This window comes from Desulfovibrio legallii, from assembly GCF_004309735.1.
GTDB classification, from domain to species: Bacteria; Desulfobacterota; Desulfovibrionia; order Desulfovibrionales; family Desulfovibrionaceae; genus Desulfovibrio; species Desulfovibrio legallii.
Window position 1 is genome coordinate 88,261 of the sequence record NZ_SIXC01000004.1, and the last position, 18,273, is coordinate 106,533.

General features: G+C 62.8%; 13 protein-coding genes and 1 riboswitch. Of the genes, 9 read left to right on the forward strand and 4 right to left on the reverse strand.

Annotated features, from left to right (window positions below):
• Positions 1-149: 149 nt before the first annotated feature.
• Positions 150-1,013, forward strand: a complete 864-nt coding sequence (locus EB812_RS04020; protein ID WP_118229347.1) for a DUF116 domain-containing protein — start codon at positions 150-152, stop codon at positions 1,011-1,013.
• Positions 1,013-2,401: an RsmB/NOP family class I SAM-dependent RNA methyltransferase gene (locus EB812_RS04025; protein ID WP_130957848.1), complete on the forward strand. Its 1,389-nt coding sequence runs from the start codon at positions 1,013-1,015 to the stop codon at positions 2,399-2,401. The genes EB812_RS04020 and EB812_RS04025 overlap by 1 nt, the downstream gene beginning before the upstream one ends.
• A 129-nt stretch (positions 2,402-2,530) precedes the next feature.
• Here EB812_RS04025 and EB812_RS04030 read toward each other — a convergent pair whose 3' ends face one another.
• On the reverse strand, positions 2,531-3,445 hold the full coding sequence (locus EB812_RS04030) for a sirohydrochlorin cobaltochelatase (RefSeq protein WP_118229349.1): 915 nt from the start codon (positions 3,443-3,445) through the stop codon (positions 2,531-2,533).
• Between the two features lie 34 nt (positions 3,446-3,479).
• Positions 3,480-3,681, reverse strand: a riboswitch (cobalamin riboswitch).
• 288 nt (positions 3,682-3,969) lie between these two features.
• On the opposite strand from EB812_RS04030, the gene EB812_RS04035 reads away from it, so the two are divergent.
• From EB812_RS04035 to EB812_RS04065, 7 genes are all read left to right on the forward strand, one after another.
• On the forward strand, positions 3,970-5,685 hold the full coding sequence (locus tag EB812_RS04035) for a 30S ribosomal protein S1 (protein ID WP_118229350.1): 1,716 nt from the start codon (positions 3,970-3,972) through the stop codon (positions 5,683-5,685).
• A 160-nt stretch (positions 5,686-5,845) separates the two neighbouring features.
• On the forward strand, positions 5,846-6,412 hold the full coding sequence (locus tag EB812_RS04040; RefSeq protein WP_130957849.1) for a helix-turn-helix domain-containing protein: 567 nt from the start codon (positions 5,846-5,848) through the stop codon (positions 6,410-6,412).
• 216 nt (positions 6,413-6,628) lie between these two features.
• Positions 6,629-8,314: an AMP-binding protein gene (locus EB812_RS04045; protein WP_118229352.1), complete on the forward strand. Its 1,686-nt coding sequence runs from the start codon at positions 6,629-6,631 to the stop codon at positions 8,312-8,314.
• Between the two features lie 356 nt (positions 8,315-8,670).
• The gene (locus EB812_RS04050) at positions 8,671-9,270 is read left to right on the forward strand and encodes a MarC family protein (protein ID WP_118229353.1); all 600 of its coding nucleotides are present in this window, start codon (positions 8,671-8,673) and stop codon (positions 9,268-9,270) included.
• Between the two features lie 51 nt (positions 9,271-9,321).
• Positions 9,322-10,632 (forward strand): NCS2 family permease, encoded by a 1,311-nt coding sequence (locus tag EB812_RS04055; protein WP_118229354.1) that lies wholly within the window; start codon positions 9,322-9,324, stop codon positions 10,630-10,632.
• A gap of 211 nt (positions 10,633-10,843) precedes the next feature.
• Positions 10,844-11,467 carry a signal peptidase I gene (gene lepB, locus EB812_RS04060; RefSeq protein ID WP_118229355.1) on the forward strand — a complete coding sequence of 208 codons (624 nt, stop codon included), beginning with the start codon at positions 10,844-10,846 and terminating at the stop codon, positions 11,465-11,467.
• 15 nt (positions 11,468-11,482) lie between these two features.
• A complete protein-coding gene (locus EB812_RS04065; protein WP_118229356.1) occupies positions 11,483-13,012 on the forward strand; it encodes a YifB family Mg chelatase-like AAA ATPase in 1,530 nt (509 codons plus the stop codon).
• 639 nt (positions 13,013-13,651) lie between these two features.
• Here EB812_RS04065 and aroL read toward each other — a convergent pair.
• The 3 genes from aroL to EB812_RS04080 form a co-directional block, all read right to left on the reverse strand.
• Positions 13,652-14,200 carry a shikimate kinase AroL gene (gene aroL, locus EB812_RS04070; RefSeq protein WP_118229357.1) on the reverse strand — a complete coding sequence of 183 codons (549 nt, stop codon included), beginning with the start codon at positions 14,198-14,200 and terminating at the stop codon, positions 13,652-13,654.
• Positions 14,201-14,410: 210 nt separating this feature from the next.
• Positions 14,411-15,484: a M24 family metallopeptidase gene (locus tag EB812_RS04075; RefSeq protein WP_118229358.1), complete on the reverse strand. Its 1,074-nt coding sequence runs from the start codon at positions 15,482-15,484 to the stop codon at positions 14,411-14,413.
• A 103-nt stretch (positions 15,485-15,587) separates the two neighbouring features.
• Positions 15,588-17,678, reverse strand: a complete 2,091-nt coding sequence (locus tag EB812_RS04080) for a methyl-accepting chemotaxis protein (RefSeq protein WP_165450885.1) — start codon at positions 17,676-17,678, stop codon at positions 15,588-15,590.
• Between the last annotated feature and the right edge of the window lie 595 nt (positions 17,679-18,273).

The window sequence follows — 18,273 nt, forward strand, 5'->3', positions numbered from 1 at the left end:
CAATGTGGGGCATTTTTTCTTCTGTACAGGGTACGTCAGCGGATTTTTCTGGAAAGAGAAAATTTTTTGCGGGGTGGGGCGTAGGCGAGGTTCGCGTTTTTCCAGCGAGCGCTCTCGCAGCCTCTTTTTCCCGCGCTGGATGAGGGTCTATGGCGTTTCTGCGCAAGTCTCCGTATTCCTTGCCGCCGGCGCAGTACGGCGGCGCGCGCAAGCGGGTCTTCATCGGGCTCATGCTGGGTTCGTGTCTGTTGCTGTGCCTGGCGCTGGCAGTGTTTTTGATTTTGCCCTGGACGGGGTTTCTGGGGGTGCGGCACTGGCTGCCGGCAGTGAGCGTCAGCGTGGCGGCGGCGGCCATGCTGGCGGTTTTGGGGCTGTGCCTGAGCCTGGTTTTTCATATCTATACGGGGCGGCCTTTGCCGGGCGGCGGCGGCGTGCGGCACATGACGGTGCGGCTGTTTTTTCCGCTCATGGAGATGCTGGCCAAGCTGGTGGGTCTGGACCGGGCGGCGGTGCGGCGGTCGTTTGTCAAGGTCAACAACGAAATGGTGCTGGCGGCGCGCGAACCGGTGCGGCCGGAGCAACTGCTGGTGCTCTTGCCCCATTGCCTGCAGCGCAGCGCCTGCCCACACCGGTTGATGCACAATGCGGACCACTGCCGCCGCTGCGGGGCCTGCCCGGTAGGGGCGCTGCTGGACCTGCGCGACGCCTACGGGGTGCGGCTAGCCATTGCCACGGGCGGCACCATTGCCCGGCGCATCGTGGTCCAGGCCCGGCCGCGCTGCATTATTGCCGTGGCCTGCGAACGCGACCTGACCTCCGGCATTCAGGACAGTTACCCTGTCCCTGTGTTTGGCGTGCTTAACGAGCGGCCCCACGGCCCCTGCCTGGACACTTTGGCGCCGCTGGACGCCATTGAGGCCGCCATCAGGCTGTTTCTGGGGCTGGGCCCTGCGCCGGGCCGGATGGTTGCCGGGTCTGTGGCGGCGGCAAGCAGCGCGCCGGGGAGCAAATAATGGGTTTTCCAAAAGGGTTCGGCAAGTTGCGGGTTACGGCCCGCAATGCGGCTTTGCGGACTTTGCTGCTGACGGACGCGGGTATGCCCGTGCAGGCGGCCCTGGATATGGCCTTAGGTGCGGCCCCGCACGCCCCTGCGGGACAGGTTGGCAGTGCAGCCTTTGGCACGGCTTTGGCGGCGCGGGACCGGCATTTGTGCGCAGAACTGGCTTACGGCTGTCTGCGGGCGGAAATCCGCATTGATTATGTGCTGGGACGGGTATTGCCCAGGCCAGGAGGTCTGCCGCGCCCCTTGCGGCACATTTTGGCTTTGGGGGTCTATGGACTGCTGCTGCAGGACAGAACGCCCCCCCACGCCGTGCTGCACGAGGCCGTGGAACAGGCGCGGACCCTGTACGGACCACGGCTGGCCGGTCTGACCAACGGCGCGTTGCGTTCCGTGCAGCGCTTGGGAGAAGCCCCGCGCCATGAGGATTTTTACCGTCAGGGGGCGGCGGACCCGCTGGGCGCGCTGGCCCTGTTCTGCGCGGCTCCGGACTGGCTGGCCCGGCTCTGGGCGCGGGCCTATGGCGAAGCGGACGCGGCCCTGTTGTTGCGGCGTTCCTGCGGCCGCCCCTGGAGTGGACTGCGGGTCAATGCCCGCCGCCCTGAAGGCGCCGCCTTGCTGACGGCCTTGCGCGCCCTGCCCGGCGCGGCGGCCGTGGGCGATTGGGGCGTGGCCTTGGGGCCGGGGGAGCTGCCGGAAAGCGTGATGGATCGGCCGTTAGCCCACTGGCAGGCCCAGGGGGCGCTTTCGTTTCAGTCCGCAGGGTCGCAGCGCGTCCTTGCGGCCTTGGACCTGTACGCGCTGGAGGGCCCGGTGTGGGACATGTGCGCGGGCTACGGCGGCAAAACTGCGGCTTTGCTGGAGCGCGGCGTGGCCGTGGGCCTTTGTACGGACAGCAGCTTCGGGCGACTGCGGGCCCTGCCGGGGCACTGCGCTCGTCTGGGTCTGCACCTGCCGTCCGTGTGCCTGCCGCCCGTGTGCCTAGCGGACGCCGCGCGTCCGCCCCTGGCCCGCTGGCCCGGCTCTGTGCTGCTGGACGCGCCCTGTTCCGGCCTGGGCGTGCTGGCCCGTCGGCCGGACATCCGGCGTCGGGGGCCGGAGCGCCTGGCGGCGCTGACCGCCCTGCAAGGCCGGTTACTGGAGCGGGCAGCTGCCTTGCTGGAGCCTGGCCGCTGCCTGGCCTACATCACCTGCACCCTCAACCCCGACGAAAACGAGGGGGTCGTGGCAGGCCTGTTGCGGCAACATCCCGACCTGCGCCTGGAACAGCGCTGGCAGACCCCTCACGACCATCCTTGGCTGGAAGGCATGTTTGGCGCGCTGCTGCGGCGGCGGGCATAGGGCGAATACTTTGCGGGGGAGGGGACTTTTTTACTAAAAAGCGTCCCCTCCCCCGCACGTCCTTCCTCACAAAAACTTTCCCCTGCCGCAAGGCGGGAGAAAGTTTTTGCAGGGTGCAGAAAGGATTTGTTACTGCTTTCTGGGTTCCTTGGTCAGGTCGTCGGAGGCGCTTTTGGCGTGCTGCACCAGCAGGGCGCGGGCGCCGGGCACCTGGCCCAGACCCTTAAGGTTGGCGGTCACCTTGAAGCCCGCGGCCTTGAGCTGAGAGGCCCAGGAATCGGCTTCGTCTCCGGCCAGGTCGTTGCGGGCATGGTCGCCGGCCACCAGCATGAGCGGCGCGATGACCACAGACTTGACCTTGGCGGCCTTAAGTTCTTTGAGCAGGTCGTCGAAGCTGCGTTCGCCTTCTACTGTGGCCATGAAAACATGTTTGTCCTGGTTGTGGAACAGGGCGCGCACGCCTTCAAAGGTCAGGCCGGCGCGGCCGTGTTCCTGGCCGTGCCCCATGAGGACAAGGGCGGCGTTTTTGCCGCGCAGGGCCTTGGTGTCCTCAAGAATGGCGGAGGCCAAGGCCTGGGCGTCGGCTTCAGATTCAAGCATGGGGCGGCCCAGATAGACGGCCTCAAAACGGCCGGGATTTTTTTGCAGGTCAATGAGCACGGCGCGTTCCAGAGCGGAAAATTCTTCGCCGGCCATGACGTGCAGGGACTGCACGCGCACTACTTTTACGCCGTCTTTGGCGAGTTTGGCGAGGCCGTCGCTGATGCCGCCCACAGGGCGGCCCTGAGCGGCGATTTTTTTGCGGATGATCTGCGAGGTATAGGCCCAGACCACAGGCTGGCCGGGGAAGGCCTGTTTAAACTCCTGGTCCACGGCCTGCATGGCGGGCAGGGCTTCGGGCACGCTGGTGCCGAAGGCCACCAGCAGAACGCCCTGCTGGGGCGCGTCGGCGGCGTGGGGCGCGGCGGGCGCGGCCAGGGCCGCAAGGAGCAGGAGCAGAAGCAGGAACAGACGGGAGCCCGCAAAGGGCGAAAAACGCGGCATGGCAACCTCCTCAATGGCGCGTTGACAGGTTGAAAAAGGGCATAAACGCCCAGCGGGTATTCGGACTTGAGGGGTTGGCCTCGGCTTCGCCTTCACCGCTTGCGCGACTGGCTGTCGCGCGCCTGCCGGGCTGCCCGACGGACGCGAAGAAGCCTTGTACCCTCTTACCGCAGCGCGACTGTTTCCGATTTGCACGGAATTCCCCGCAGCGCAAAACAGACCGTCTTTGCCGAAACATTTCAGCAAGGACGGCGCAATGCCGGGGCGCATGGCGCCGCATAAACGCGCCCGCGCCCGCCTGACGGACGGCCGCGGGCGGCAGCCTTCCGGGCACTACAGGCGTGACTGTTCTTACCGCAGAGGATACTAGGCCGGGGCAAAAGTCAAGGCCGGCGGCCTGCGCTGGAGCCGTTTTTTTGGCTTCCTGTGCCCATTTGCGCGGATTTTCCCTTGTTCTTTTGGTAAAATCCTGCTACTAAGTCAACCTCCCTGGTTGGGGGAAATCATGTTTGGAGGCTGGACATATGGCAGGTTTGGAAACCGGGCACGACAGCGAAATCAATTTCGAAAGCGCCCTTGAAAACTATCTCAATCCCGATTTTGGCGACCTTGAGGAAGGCTCCATCACCAAGGGCGAGATTGTCCGCGTGGACGACGACACGGTGCTGGTGGACGTGAACTTCAAGTCCGAGGGGCAGATCCCCGCGGCAGAGTTCCGCGATCCCGCCGGCAACATGACCGTCAAGGTGGGCGACAAGGTGGACGTCTATGTGGTTCGCAAGAACGAAAACGACGGCACCATCACCCTTTCCTTTGAGAAGGCCAAGCGCATGCAGGTCTTTGACCAGCTCGAGGCCGTGCAGGAGACCAACAAGGTCATCAAAGGCCACATTGTGCGCCGCATCAAGGGCGGCTACACGGTGGATATCGGCGGGGTGGAGGCGTTTTTGCCCGGTTCGCATGTGGACCTGCGCCCGGTGCCCGATATGGACGCCCTGGTCAACCAGGAGTTCGAGTTCCGCGTGCTCAAGATCAACCGTCGCCGCAGCAACGTCATTGTTTCGCGGCGCGTGCTGCTTGAGGAAGAGCGCGACTCCAAGCGGCAGGAGCTGCTGCGCACCCTGGCCGAAGGCCAGATTGTGCAGGGCAAGGCCAAAAACATCACCGAATATGGCGTGTTTGTGGACCTGGGCGGTCTGGACGGCCTGCTGCACATCACGGACATGAGCTGGAAGCGCATCCGCCATCCCAAGGAAATGATCACCATCGGTCAGGATCTGACCCTCAAGGTGCTTTCCTTTGACCGTGAAACCAACAAAGTTTCTCTGGGCCTCAAACAGCTGGTGCCCGATCCGTGGCAGGACATCTCCGCCCGCTTCCCCGAAGGGGCCAAATGCACCGGCAAGGTCACCAATCTGGTGGACTACGGCGCTTTTGTGGAACTGGAGCCCGGCGTGGAAGGCCTGGTGCACATCTCTGAAATGTCCTGGACGCGCAAGCTGCGTCATCCTTCCCAGATGGTCCACACCGGCGACGAGGTGGACGTGGTCATTCTGGGCGTGGACGGCGACAAAAAACGCATCAGCCTCGGCATGAAGCAGGTGCGGCCCAACCCCTGGGAACTGGTGGCCGAAAAGTACCCCGAAGGCACCATCCTTGAGGGCGTCATCAAGAACATTACCGAATTCGGCATGTTCATCGGCATTGAGGACGGCATCGACGGCCTCATCCACGTTTCCGACATTTCCTGGACCAAAAAGGTGCGCCACCCCAACGAGCTGTACAAGGTGGGCGACACCGTGCAGGCCAAGGTGCTGACCGTGGATCAGGAAAACGAAAAGTTCACCCTGGGCGTCAAGCAGCTGGTGGACGACCCCTGGGGCCATGTGCCCAACACCTACCCTGTGGGCTGCACGGTCAAGGGCATTGTGACCAACATCACCGACTTCGGCCTGTTTGTGGAGGTTGAAGAAGGCATTGAAGGCTTGGTGCACGTTTCCGAGCTTTCCAGCAAAAAAGTCAAGTCGCCTGCTGAAATGTACAAGGAAGGCCAGGAAATTCAGGCCAAGGTCATCCATGTGAGCGCCGAAGAGCGCCGCCTGGGGCTTTCCATTAAGCAGATCAAGGACGAGGACGACCGTCGCAAGCCCAAGGAATTCCATTCCGGACCGCAGGAAGCGGGCCAGAGCCTGGGCGATCTGCTCAAGCAGAAGTTTGAAGAAAGCGAAAACAACAGCTAGACCGCAGCGGCGCGCCACCGGCGTGCCACCGGTGCAGAACATATCCAAGAGGCGCGCCACCGGCGCGCCTCTTGGCATACCCCCCTTTCTTCATCTTTTTTCCCGCCCCGCGCGCCCCGCGCGCCCGTCGCAACTACAGCCAACGCCGCAGGAGGTCTGCATGTCCCCCCACACCATCGGTTCCCGCATCAGGGTTTTTCGTGAAGAACGCGAGATGGACCTGCCCACCCTGGCCCAGCATACGGGCTTGGCCGAAGCGTATCTGGAAAAGCTGGAAAACAATGCCATCTACCCTTGTATCGGTCCCCTGCAAAAGGTGGCTCGTGCTCTGGGCGTGCGTCTGGGCACCTTTTTGGACGACCAGTTCAGCCGCGACCCCATTGTGAGCAGCATCCAGAATGAAGGCGAGGCCGATGAGGCCCTGCATACCGGGCGCATTCCCCGGCCCAGTTATGTCTATCACGCCTTGGGCAAGGGCAAGAACGACCGTAATATGGAGCCCTTCCACATCCGTATTTTTCCGGACGGCGGTGAGCGCAAGACGACCTCGCACGAAGGCGAGGAATTTATTCTGGTGCTCAAGGGTCAGCTTCTGGTGGTGTACGGACGCGAAGCCCATATGCTCAAGCCCGGCGAAACCATCTACTACAATTCCATTGTGCCCCACTATGTGGGCGCGGCCGGCGACGAGCCAGTGGAGATTCTGGCCGTCACCTACAATCCCTAGAGCATTTAACACTTGAAATGCTCGCTTACGACAGGCAAGAGCCTGCCTTCTCGCATTTCGTGGCAAGGATTTTCAAGAAAATTCTTGCCGAACAGTTAGCTCATTTCATTCGCTAACTGCTCTAGACAACGCCATTCCGGGGCCTTTGCCCCGCGCAACGGCAGCGGCGTAAACTCGATTTACTGATCCCCCACAAGGATGCCTCAGGAGGAAAGCATGGACGAAAAAGTGCGTGAGCGCCAGGCGCAGTTTGAGCTGCGCGAGTGGACCCTGGGGCAGATTCTGGACCACACGGTGGCGCGGTATCCGGACAATGAGGCCGTTGTCTATGCGGACCGCAGCTACCGCCAGACCTGGCGTGAATTCGGGGAAATGGTGGACCGTTTTGCCAAGGGGCTCATGGCCCTGGGCGTGGAAAAGGGCGAAAAGGTGGCGGTGTGGGCCACCAATGTGCCCTACTGGGTGGCCCTGCAGTTTGCCACAGCCAAGATCGGGGCTGTGCTCATTACAGTGAACACCAACTACCGCGAGCACGAGCTGCGCTATCTGCTTACCCAGTCCGAATGCGAGAACGTCTTTCTTATTGATAGCCTGCGCGACCACGACTATCTGGAAACCTTCTACCGCATTGCCCCGGAGCTGCGCTTTCAGTCCCACGATTCTTTTGTCTGCAAAAATCTGCCGCACCTCAAGCGGGTTTTTTTTCTGGGTGCTGAAAAGCACCGGGGCATGTATTCCGTGCCTGAGGTTCTGGCGCTGGCCGATATGGTGGACGACGCGGACTATCTGGCCCGTCAGGCCTCCCTGGACCCCTGGGACGCCATCAACATGCAGTACACTTCAGGCACCACGGGTTTTCCGCGCGGGGTCATGCTCACGCATGTGGGCGTGGGCCTCAACGGCTACTGGATAGGCAAACACCAGAATTTCGGCCCCAACGACCGCGTCTGCCTGCCCGTGCCCCTGTTCCACTGCTTTGGCTGCGTGCTGGGCGTTTCGGCCTGCGTCAACCACGGGGCCACCATGGTCATCCTGGAATCCTTCAATGCGCTCAAGGTGCTGGCCGCTGTGGACAGCGAACACTGTACGGCCCTCTATGGCGTACCCACCATGTTTCTGGCCGAACTGGAACACAAGCTCTTCAAGCGTTTTGACGTCTCTCACCTGCGCACAGGCATCATGGCCGGATCCGTCTGCCCGGAACCTCTCATGCGCCGCGTGGTGGAGGACATGAATATGAAAGAGATCACCATCTGCTACGGCCTTACGGAAGGCTCGCCGGTCATGACGCAATCGGACATCCACGACCCCCTGCCCCTGCGCTGTGAAACCGTGGGCTGCGCCATGCCCGGCATTGAGGTGCGCGTGGGCGACCCGCAAACCTGCGAGGAACTGCCCCGCGGCCAGGTGGGCGAAATCCTTTGTCGCGGCTACAATGTCATGAAGGGCTACTACAATATGCCCGAAGCCACGGCCGCCGCCATCAGCCCAGAAGGCTGGCTGCACTCCGGCGATTTGGGCGTCATGGACGAAAACGGTTATCTGCGCGTCACGGGCCGCATCAAGGATATGATCATCCGCGGCGGCGAAAACGTCTACCCGCGCGAGGTGGAAGAATACCTCCTGAGCATGCCCGGCGTGCTGGACGTGCAGGTGGTGGCCGTGCCCAGCCGTAAATACGGCGAAGAAGTGGGCGCGTTTGTCATCCCCCGTCCCGGCGTGGACATCCGCCCCGAAGATGTGCGTGATTTCTGCCGCGGCAAAATCGCCTGGTTCAAGATCCCCAAATATGTAGAAATAATTACCGGTTTTCCACTCACTGCCAGCGGCAAAATCCAGAAGTACAAGCTGCGCGAAATGGCCGCCGCGCGCTGGCCTGAAGCTATGCAGGAAAAAAAGTAGTGCGCCTTCAGTGAAAAGATACCCGGCGATTTTTCCGCACGCCCCCCAACCGGCTATTCTGGACAGCCGCCCCGCACACTGGCATACTGCCTGCCTTTCAGGCAGGCAAATTGGCGTAGAGGACTGCGCGCGCACTGCACAAACCAACGCTGCCAATGCCGCCCCCGCTTCAGGGCGTTGCAACGTTGCAATGCCCTGGCGGTTGCGTAAGCAGACGCCCGCCGTGGAGGCGCAAGCGCACGTTATTTGCGTGCTTAAACGCCGGGACAAGCGTGCTGTAAACTTTGAGAATATGTATTCTCAAGGGTAATCTGCTCCGGGGGGCAGCAAGGCCCCGTGCTCCGTGAGGACGTTTTATGGACATCGTGGCCGACGTGGTGGGCACCAGCATCAAAATTTACGCGCTCATGACGCCGCCGGCGGTTTTGAGCGCCTTTATCAGCGGCACCCGCACCTTTGATCGCAGGCAAAAGGCCGCCGTGGCCGCCAAAACCTCCACGGCCATCTTCTGTATCGGCGTGACGCTTTTTCTGTTCGGGCCGCACCTGTTTGCGCTTTTCGGCTTTACCCTGGACGCCTTTCGCATTGGCGCGGGCGTGCTGCTTTTTCTTACCGCCGTTTCCCTTATGAACGATGACGGCAAGGAAGTGACCGCAGGCAAGGACGGCGACATCAGCGTGGTGCCCCTGGCCATTCCCCTGGGCATGGGCCCGGCCTCCATCGGTGCGGTCATGGTTATGGGCGCTTCGGCCAAGGGGCTGGAGCAGACCCTGGTAGGGGTGCTCTCCTTGCTTCTGGCCGCCTTGGGCATGTTTGTGCTGCTGCGCATGGCCGATACGGTGGTGCGCGCCCTGCACCGCACGGGCATTGCCGTGCTTTCCAAACTTACGGGCCTGCTGCTGGCGGCCATTGCCGCCCAGGTAATTTTTACGGGCATCCGCGCCTTTCTGGGCTAAGTTCGCCCTTGCGTGTGGGGCCATAATCCACATCCGAACGGAGGAAACGGCATGAGCCTTCTGGAAACCATTTTCCGGCCAGCGGCCAAGGGCAGCACAGTACGGCGGGAGCTGCTGGCAGGGCTGACCAGCTTTATGGCCATGTGCTACCTCATTTTTGTGGTGCCCAACATGCTGGCCGACGCGGGCATGCCCAGAGATGGGGCCGTGGCCGCCACCATCTGGGTGACCGTTATTGCCACGCTGATCATGGGCCTGTGGGCGCGCTTTCCTGTGGGGGTGGCGCCGGGTCTGGGCATTACCGCCTTTTTTGCCTACTACGTCTGCGGCCCGGCGGGCTACACCTGGCAGACGGGCCTGGGCGCGGTATTCATTTCCGGCGTGGTCTTTCTGCTTCTGACCGTGACCCGCGTGCGTCAGATGATCATTGACGCCGTGCCCATGGATCTCAAATACGCCATTGTGGTCGGCATCGGAGCCTTTATCGCCTTTATCGGCATGAAGAGCTGCGGCATCGTGGTGAACAGCCCCTCCACCTTTGTGACCCTGGGCAATCTGGCCCAGCCCGCCACGCTGCTCTCGGTAGCAGGGATATTCCTTATCGGCGGGCTACTGGCGCTCAACGTGCCCGGCGCCATGATCATCGGCATTCTGGTTGTGACCCTTGCGGGCATTGCCCTGGGTGTGACCCAACTGCCCGAAGGGCAAGTGTTTTCCTTCAGCCTGCCCCTGCCTACGGAAACTTTTTTGCAGATGGACCTCAAGGGAGCGCTGCACCACGGGCTCATTTCCATCATTTTTACCCTGACCATGGTAGATCTTTTCGACAACATGGGCGTGCTCATCGGCCTGGCGCAAAAAGCGGGCTTTGTGCGTGAGGACGGCCATATTGAAAATCTGGACAGGGCGCTCATTACCGATTCCGTGGCCACCATGACCAGCGCCGTCATGGGCGCCACCACCGCCACCAGTTATCTGGAAAGCGCCGCCGGCGTGGCCGAAGGCGGCCGCACCGGGCTCACGGCCGTGACCATTGCCGCGCTGTTCTTTCTGGCTTTGTTCTTTACGCCTCTGGTGGGTCTGGTGCCCGCCTACGCCACGGCGCCGGTGCTGATCATCGTGGGCGCGCTCATGATGCAGGAGGTGGGGCGCATCCGCTTTGACGACTTTACCGTGGCCCTGCCCGCTTTTCTCACCATCCTGAGCATGCCGCTTACCTTCAACATCGCCACGGGCTTCGGCTTCGGTTTTGTGAGCTGGGTGGGCGTCAAACTGCTGGCCGGGCGCTTTAAAGACGTGAACCTGGTCATGCTGATCATTGCCCTGTGCTTTGTAATCAACTTCGCCCTGCGGCTTGGCTAGCGCTCCTTGCCTTTGCCCGCGCCTGCGGGCATAGTAAGGTGTGGCGGCGCGCTCTGGTCGTTGGGGCGCGCCTGCCCCGACCTGACGTGGGCACGCCTGGCGCGTCCCCTGAGAAAAATAAAATTTCTGAAAGGTTGGGGGTGGCGGAAGGAAACTTGTGCGAACAAAAGTTCCCCTGCCGCCACAAAAAAATTAATCAAGAGGAACCCGCATGGCTACGCTGTTGCAGTCGTCCGCGCGTTACAAAAAGCCCCTGTGGCGCGAGTACGGCGAGGCCCTTCTGGTGGCCCTGGTCCTGGCCTTGTTCATCCGCACCTTTGTGGTGCAGGCTTTCAAGATTCCTTCCGAATCCATGTTGCAAACCCTGCTGGTGGGCGACCATCTGCTGGCCAGCAAGTTCGCCTACGGCGTTAAAGTTCCCTTTACCCACACCTACCTGTGGCGGGGGGACGATCCGCAAAAGGGCGACATCATTATTTTTGAATATCCCAACAACCCCAGCGTGGACTACATCAAGCGCATTATCGGCACGCCCGGCGACGTCATTGAAGTGCGCGACAAGCAGCTCTATCGCAACGGCCAGCCCGTGCGGGAAAGCTATGTCCGCTTTACCCAGCCGGGCATTGTGGAGCCCGTGCGCGATAACTTCGGCCCTGTGACCGTGCCGCCGGACAAGTTTTTTGTCATGGGCGACAACCGCGACAATTCGCTGGATTCCCGCTTCTGGGGTTTTGTGGACCGTACCGCCATCCGGGCCAAGGCCTGGCGCATCTATTGGTCCTGGGCTGGACTGGACGACATCCGCTGGAGCCGGTTGGGACAGAAAATTCAATAAAAAGGGGCAAAGGGCATGGTGGTCCGGCTGCTGAGCGGCGGCGTGGAGGGCGTGGACGCCTATCCCGTGGAGCTGGAAGTGGACTGCGTGCGCCAGGGGCTGCCGGGCTTTACCATGGTGGGCCTGGCCGAAGCCGCCGTGCGCGAAGCCAAGGACCGTGTATTTGCGGCCTTGCGCGCTTCGGGCTTTCGCCTGCCGCCGGCCCGCATCACCGTCAATCTGGCCCCGGCCTGGCGGCGCAAAAACGGCGCAAGTTATGACCTGCCCCTGGCCGTGGGGCTGCTGGCCGCTGCGGGCCTGCTGCCGGCAGAGCGCCTCAACGGCCTGTATTTGGCCGGGGAGCTTTCCCTTTCCGGACAAATCCGCCCCGTGAGCGGCATCTTGCCTCTGGCGCTGCTGGCCCGTACCCGCAAGGCGCGCGGTATGCTGGTCCCGCCGGGCAATGGCGCGGAGGCCGCCGTGGTGCGCGGGCTGAACGTCTTTGCCCCACGCGATCTGGCCCAGTGCGCCGCTTTTCTGGCCGGGGCCGAAAGTCTGGAGCCCTTGCCCCAGCCCCCCGACGACCTGCCTCCGCCGGTCTGCGGCTGGGACTACGCCGAAGTCAAGGGTCAGGAGGCCGCCAAACGGGCCCTGGAAGTGGCCGCCGCCGGTGGGCACAACGTGCTGCTGCTGGGGCCGCCCGGCAGCGGCAAGACCATGCTGGCCCAGCGCCTGCCCACCATTCTGCCGCCCCTGAGCTTTGAAGAAGCCCTGGAAGTGACCAAAATTTACAGCGTGGCCGGCTTGCTGCCCCCGGACGCCGGGCTGGTGCGTCAGCGTCCCTTCCGCGCGCCGCACCATACGATCTCAGACGTGGCCCTGGTGGGCGGCGGCAGCGTGCCCCGGCCCGGCGAAGTCAGCCTGGCTCATCGGGGCGTGCTTTTTCTGGACGAGCTGCCGGAATTTCATAAAACCGCCCTGGAAGCTCTGCGTCAGCCCCTGGAAAACGGCACGGCGGCCATTGCCCGCGCCAGCCACCGGGTGGTTTTTCCCGCGGCCTGCATGTTGGTGGCAGCCATGAACCCTTGTCCTTGCGGTTATTACGGCGACCCCACGCACCAGTGCACCTGCCGTCCGGACCAGCGGGCCCGCTACCGTGCGCGGCTTTCGGGCCCCTTGCTGGACCGCATTGACGTGCATGTGGAAGCGCCTGCCGTGGCCTACGCGGATTTTCGCGATACGGGCAGCGCCGGGGCGGACTCTGCGGGCATGCGGCGGCGCGTGTTGGCCGCGCGGCAGCGGCAGCACGAGCGCTATGGGCCTCAGGGGCCGCGCTGCAATGCCGAGCTCAGCGGCCGGTTGCTGGAGCGGCACTGCGCTTTGGACGCCACGGGGCACGCGCTTATGGCGGGTGCGGTGGATCGCCTGGCGCTTTCGGCCAGGGCCTGCGCGCGGGTGCTGCGCATGGCTCGGACCATTGCCGATCTGGAGGGCGCGGAGCGCATAGCTGCGGAGCATCTGGCCGAGGCCGTGTCCCTGCGGGTTCTGGACCGGGGAGAGGGTTAGGGACGCAAAGGTAGGAATAGCGCAAGCAGGAAGGGGGCGGGGCCGTCGGCAGGGGCCGGTCTGCGGGAAGCCCCGGAATGGAGAATGCCGTACCGCTTGGGCAAAAACAGTCTTTTTTGCGCCGACGGCGTCAACGGCGATTTTTTGCTGCTCACGGACTTGAGTCCGCTGCGCGCAAAAAATCGCCGTTTCCTTGTCGGAATCAAAAAACTCTTATTTTTTTCAAGCCTTACGACACCAGCCCCCGCCTCGCAAGCTCGGCGGTCCAAGGGGGCTTTGCTCAATAGATTGCTATTGTGCTGGGCTGTGGGGGCTGGAGGCAAGGCCCACGCCAAGGGACGCAAGGGCCGGAATGACGTAAGGGCCGGAATGATGTAAGGGGAGGAATAGCGCAAGCAGGAAAGGATCGGGCCCATCGGCAGGGCCGGTCTGCGGGGAAGCCCCTGAATGGAGAATGTCGTACCGCTTGGGCAAAAACAGTCTTTTTTGCGCCGATGGCGTAACGAACGCTCATGGCAACATATTTTTGCCTGGTTCAGTTTGGTTTGCAGCGACTTCTGGAGAAAAAGGGGTTCGCAGGGGGCTGTGCCCCCTGAGCCGCCGCCGGCATTTTTCAGCGCACGCCTCGTGCGCAAGCGCCTATTCCGCCGCCGGAGGCAAGAGCGCTGCGGCCGCTTCGCAGAGGTGTTCCAGGGGCAGGGCGGCGTCCAGGCGGTGGTGGGCCGCCTCCAGATAGAGGGGCGCGCGGTGGGCCAGCACTTGTTTCATTTCGGCGGCCACGCCCTTGCCGGTGAGGCTGGGGCGCTGGCTGGCCAGGGGGGAGCTGGTCAGCCGTGCGACCAGCAGAGGGGCTGTGGCCTCCAGATAAAAAACTACGCCCCGCTCTCGCATAAACCGGCGGTTTTCAACTGCCAGGACCATGCCGCCGCCCGTGGCGATGACCGCGCCCTGCGGGTATTTTGCCACCGTGGCGCGCAGAGCTGCGCTTTCTTGTTGCCGAAAGGCGGGCCAGCCTTTGGCAGCCACGATTGCCGCCACGGTTTTGCCTGCGGCGGACGTGACGGCCGCGTCCGTATCCACAAAGGGCAGCCCCAGCCGCCGGGCCAGGGCGCGGCCCACGGTGGTCTTGCCCGAAGCCCGCGCGCCCACAAGAAAAATCAGTATTGGCGAAACCGGGGGGTTTTGCATATCAGGCCCTTTGGTTGCAACGAGGGCATTGCAACATTGCAATGCCCTGGCTGTTGTGTCCGGTGCCGTCCGCCGTGGGGGCGCAAGTTGTTTGCGCGCTTACGCGCCGGAACGAGCGCGCCCAGCACAGGAGGGGCAGAAGGCGTGCCTGCACGGGGTGTGACCATGCTCCCGCACGGAGCAGCCTTTTGCGAATGCTCCTTCCCACATTTATAAGATCCTGACCCCGTCCTCTTCCACCAGGACCGTGTATTCCCAGCGCACGCCGCCCCACTGGGGGTAGTAGAGGCCCGGCTCCACGGTCACGGTCATGCCCGGTTTGAGCACGCCGTTGGCCCTGGGGGAAAGGCTGGGGGCCTCGTGGGTTTCCAGGCCCACCCCGTGCCCAAGCCCGTGGGTGAAGGCCTGGGCCACGCCCGCCTGCACAAATACGTTGCGGGCCAGGGCGTAGGCTTCGGCCAGGGGCAGGCCGGGGCGCATGGCTTTGAGGGCGGCCTCCTGCGCGGCGCGGGTCAGCTCCAGAGTGCGGCTGAAGTCCGGCGTGGGGGCTTCACCCACCCAGAAGGTGCGGGTCTGGTCCGAGCAGTAGGCGTCCACCCGGCAGCCCACGTCGATGAGCACCGGGCAGTTTTCCGTAATCTGGTCCGTGCCGGGCACGGCATGGGGCAGAGCCGCGTTTTTGCCCACGGCCACGATATTGGCGAAAGCCAGCTCCGAAGCGCCGTTTTCGCGAAAAAAGCGCTCAATGGCCCAGCTCAGATCGCTTTCGCTGCGGCCTGGGGTCAGTTCGCCCGCCACCCAGTGCAGCATTTTGTGATTGAGGGCAAAAGATTTTTCCAGGGCGGCGATTTCGTCGGCGTCTTTAATCAGGCGCAGGTCTTCCACCAAGCCGTCGGCGGCCTCCAGGCAGAGGCCCGGACCGGTCTGGCTCAGGGCGCGGACAAAGGCCAGGCTTACGCTGCTGGCCTCCAGCCCGACGCGGCCGCCGCAGCGGCGCAACAGGGCGTAGAGATCCTCCACGCCGTCGCCACCGTAAATGAAGATGCTTTCCGCGTCCCAGAGCCGGGCGGCGGCGTCGGCATAACGGGCGTCGGTGGCCAGCCAGTCCCGTCCGTCGGCGGTGATGACCAGACGGCCGGCGCTTTCATTGCACTGGGGGTCGTGCAGCTCAAAACCCGAAAGATAGTAGCGGTTGGCGGCGTGGCTCACCAACAGGGCGTCCAGGCCGCGGGCCCGCATGGCCCGGCGCAGGTTTTCGCGCCGGGCGGCGTAGGTCTGCTTCATTATGCGTGTTCTCCTGCGGGCAGTGTAGCGCCTCGGCGCGCAGTTGCAAAGAGCGCGGGACGGCCCCGCGCCCTCGGGCGTTGTTGTGTCCCGCGCCCGCCGTTCAGCTTTGCTGCATTTCGTTGATAAGTTCCTGCAGACGCTGGGCCTGTTCCGTGAGGTGGGTTACGGCTGCAGCGGCCTGGTGCATGGCTTCAGTGGTCTGGGCGGCAATGGCGTTGACCTGGACAATGGACTGGTTGATCTCTTCACTGGCGGAGGACTGTTCTTCGCTGGCGGCGGCAATGGCGCGCACCTGGTCTGCCGCGGCCTCCACATGGCTGACGATCTGCTGCAGGGCCTCGCCGGACTGGCTGGCAAAGCCGGTGGCGGTCTGCACTTCTTTGAGGGCATTGTCCATGCCGACCACGCTTTTGTCGGCGCTTTCTTGGATGGCCTGGATAGCGCTGCCCACATCCTTGGTGGCGGTCATGGTTTTTTCGGCCAGTTTGCGCACTTCGTCGGCCACCACGGCAAAGCCGCGCCCGGCCTCGCCCGCACGGGCGGCCTCAATGGCGGCATTGAGGGCCAGCAGGTTGGTCTGGTCCGCAATGTCCGAGATGACGCCCATAATCCTGCTGATGGACTGGGCGTGGGCGTCCAGGCGGGTCATGTCCTCTTTGAGTTCCAGTGAAACGGCCTGCACCTGATCGATGCTGCTTAGGGCCTGCCCCACGATATCCGCGCCTGATGCGGCCCTGGCTCTGGCCTCGGCCGAAACCTGCGAGGCGTCGGAGGCGTTTTTGGCCACTTCCTGCACAGTAGCGTTCATTTCGTTCATGGCTGTGGCGGCTTCGGCCAGGCGCTGGGCAGAGGCCCCGGTGGCCGTGTCGGATTGCTCAATGCGTGTGGCCAGCTGCTGCGCCGCAGCGGAAATAACGGCCACCACCTCTTCCAGATGGCCTGCGGCGGTCAGCATGCCGTCGCGCCTGGCCCGTTCTGCGGCCTGGCGGGCCTGTTCCGCCTCTTCTGTGGCAGCTTTGGCCAGACGGGTCTGTTCCTCGGCCTCGCCGCTTTTTTGTTCCGCCGTTTGCAGCATGTTTTTCAGGTTCTGCACCATTTCGGCCAGGGCCTGACGCAGGGCGGCCAGTTCGCCGTAAAAGCCCGCGCCGTCCAGTTGTACGCTCAGATCGCCGCCGGCCACCTGGTGGGCCATGCCTACCAGCCTGTCCAGCGGCCGGTTGATGGAGCGGACGATCAGCAGGGAGAGCCCCAGGGCCAGGATGGTGATGGCCGCGCTGATCAGCCCCATATTGCGGATATCCCTGTAGGTGGCGGCGAAAATTTCGTCCTTGGCCTGCAGCGCCGCGATTTTCCAGCCGTATTCCGTGGTGCGCAGCGTGGCCAGCATGGGGATGCCCCCCACGCTCACGGCCACCATGCCGTCCTTGGCTTGCTGCAGGGCCTCCAGGCCGGGGTCTTTGATGTCCTGACCAATGATGTTGCCTGCGGCGTCGGGGTGCTTGGGGTCCGAGAGGATGCGCCCCGTATGTTCAATAAGCATGAAGTAGCCGGTCTGGCCGAAGTTCAGCTCTTTGAAGCGGGCGGAAAGCCCGGCCAAGGACACGTCCACGCCGAGTACGCCGGTAAAGTTGCCGTCCGCGTCAAACATCTTGTGGGTGACGGCAAAAACCATTTCGCCGGTATAGGAGCGGTAGCTTTCCGAAATGCCGTACACGTCCGGCGAGGCTTTGCGGGCCACGTACCAGGGCCGTTTGGTCATGTCAAAGCCGGGGGCCACCTCCGCATTGTCAATGGAGGAGGCGTAGTTGCCGTCCAGGTACCCGGCGTAGACTTCGGCATAGTCCGCATAGCCCTTGTCCAGCCGCGTAAACTTCTCCAGCACGCGGCGCGCTGTCCAGGAAAGGTCCGCGTGGCGGAACAGGGACTTGACGGCGACATTTTTGTAGGTGGGGAAGGCATCGCCCGCACTGGCCACATCTTGGTCCTGGGCCAGAAGGGCGGCATTTCTTTCGGCCGTCTGCAGAAAACTCGTCACATAGACGGCCATAAGGCGGAGCTGGCGTTGGGCTGCAGTCTGGTAAGAGGATTCAGCCTCCTGCCGCAGCGAAAAAGCGGCGTTGATCATGATGCCCGCGGCCAGAACTACAGTGGTAAGAAGAAAACCCAGAATAATGCGTAGACGTATGCTCATGCCACACCTGCACTTGGCCTGCCCTACCGAAAATATGGGGAGCAGGATAGAGAAAATAAAAATACGGTCGCGCCGGACCGGGCGACTCCGGCTGCGCCTCTGTGCGCAAGCGGTGCGGTCACCGCTCCGCGCGCGGACCATGCGGCGCAGACCTTGCATCTGTACCCATATCGGCTTGTCATGAAAAAAAAATAGGGAAAGCAACACGGGTACGGCTGTGAAGAATTTTTTAATGTTATCGAAAATGAAATTCAAAGTAAACGCAGGAAAGTTGTCGTCCGCCCCTTGCGCCATTGCCAGAAGCAGCAGGAGCGTTATTATCAAAGCAGGATGGTGTGCCGTACGGCAGGCTTTTGCCTGCCGTAAGCGAGCATTTCAAGTGTTAAATGCTCTAGAGGCCGTTGCGCGCAGTGCGCCCTTCAGACCGGCAGCTGCGTACGCAGATGCCCGCCGTGGAGGCAAGCGTAGCTGCAGCCGTTATGACGCAGGAAGTTACGACAAAGACAGCGGGGCTGTATAGTTGCACGCGTAAGTGTGGAATGAGCGTGCCGTACACTTTGAGAATGCTTATTCTCAAAGATACTTTGCTCTAACG

Coding starts and splice junctions, on each gene's coding strand:
- EB812_RS04055 (WP_118229354.1), top strand. CDS start 9,322: ATGAGCCTTCTGGAAACCATTTTCCGGCCAGCGGCCAAGGGCAGCACA.
- EB812_RS04025 (WP_130957848.1), top strand. CDS start 1,013: ATGGGTTTTCCAAAAGGGTTCGGCAAGTTGCGGGTTACGGCCCGCAAT.
- EB812_RS04045 (WP_118229352.1), top strand. CDS start 6,629: ATGGACGAAAAAGTGCGTGAGCGCCAGGCGCAGTTTGAGCTGCGCGAG.
- EB812_RS04040 (WP_130957849.1), top strand. CDS start 5,846: ATGTCCCCCCACACCATCGGTTCCCGCATCAGGGTTTTTCGTGAAGAA.
- aroL (WP_118229357.1), bottom strand. CDS start 14,200: ATGCAAAACCCCCCGGTTTCGCCAATACTGATTTTTCTTGTGGGCGCG.
- lepB (WP_118229355.1), top strand. CDS start 10,844: ATGGCTACGCTGTTGCAGTCGTCCGCGCGTTACAAAAAGCCCCTGTGG.
- EB812_RS04035 (WP_118229350.1), top strand. CDS start 3,970: ATGGCAGGTTTGGAAACCGGGCACGACAGCGAAATCAATTTCGAAAGC.
- EB812_RS04020 (WP_118229347.1), top strand. CDS start 150: ATGGCGTTTCTGCGCAAGTCTCCGTATTCCTTGCCGCCGGCGCAGTAC.
- EB812_RS04030 (WP_118229349.1), bottom strand. CDS start 3,445: ATGCCGCGTTTTTCGCCCTTTGCGGGCTCCCGTCTGTTCCTGCTTCTG.
- EB812_RS04080 (WP_165450885.1), bottom strand. CDS start 17,678: ATGAGCATACGTCTACGCATTATTCTGGGTTTTCTTCTTACCACTGTA.
- EB812_RS04075 (WP_118229358.1), bottom strand. CDS start 15,484: ATGAAGCAGACCTACGCCGCCCGGCGCGAAAACCTGCGCCGGGCCATG.
- EB812_RS04050 (WP_118229353.1), top strand. CDS start 8,671: ATGGACATCGTGGCCGACGTGGTGGGCACCAGCATCAAAATTTACGCG.
- EB812_RS04065 (WP_118229356.1), top strand. CDS start 11,483: ATGGTGGTCCGGCTGCTGAGCGGCGGCGTGGAGGGCGTGGACGCCTAT.